The sequence below is a fragment of the Pseudomonas sp. K5002 genome (assembly GCF_013386655.1).
Classification (GTDB): domain Bacteria; phylum Pseudomonadota; class Gammaproteobacteria; order Pseudomonadales; family Pseudomonadaceae; genus Aquipseudomonas.
In genome coordinates this window covers 1-545 of record NZ_JACARK010001468.1, presented here as the reverse complement: position 1 = coordinate 545, position 545 = coordinate 1, and the positions used below count along the sequence as shown (strand labels likewise).

Annotated in this window: 1 protein-coding gene; it reads right to left on the bottom strand. The window is 65.9% G+C overall.

Features of this window, described 5'->3' with window-relative positions; translation table 11 throughout:
• The coding region (locus tag HX846_RS37235; protein ID WP_178967471.1) for an aldehyde dehydrogenase family protein at positions 1–545 on the bottom strand (545 nt) is incomplete at both ends.

Genomic DNA, 545 nt, shown 5'->3' with positions numbered 1-545 from the left:
GTCGCCGGTGCTGCCGATCACCAGTTGCAGGCTGCCGGGTGGCAGCAGGCCGGATTCGTCCATCAGGCGCACCACGGCTTCGGTCAGGTAGCTGGTGGCGCTGGCCGGCTTGACGATGCATGGCATGCCCGCCAGGAAACTCGGGGCGAATTTTTCCAGCATGCCCCAGATCGGGAAGTTGAACGCGTTGATGTGCACCACCAGGCCGCCACGAGGCACCAGGATATGGGTGCCGGCAAAGCTGCCGAGCTTGCTCAGCTGCATCGCCGGGCCTTCGTGGACGATATTGCCCGACGGCAATTCCCGCGAGCCCAGGCTGGCGTAGGTGAACAGCGTGCTGTTGCCGCCTTCGATATCGATCCAGCTGTCGGCACGGGTCGCGCCGCTGTGGTGGGAGAGGGCGTAGAGCTGTTCCTTGCGCTCGCACAGGTACAGCGCGATGGCCTTGAGGCGCTGGGCCCGCTGCTGGAAATCCAGGGCCATCAGCCCGCTGACACCCTGGAGGCGCCCGTGTTCGATGGCTTCGGCGAAGTCCGGGCGCTCCT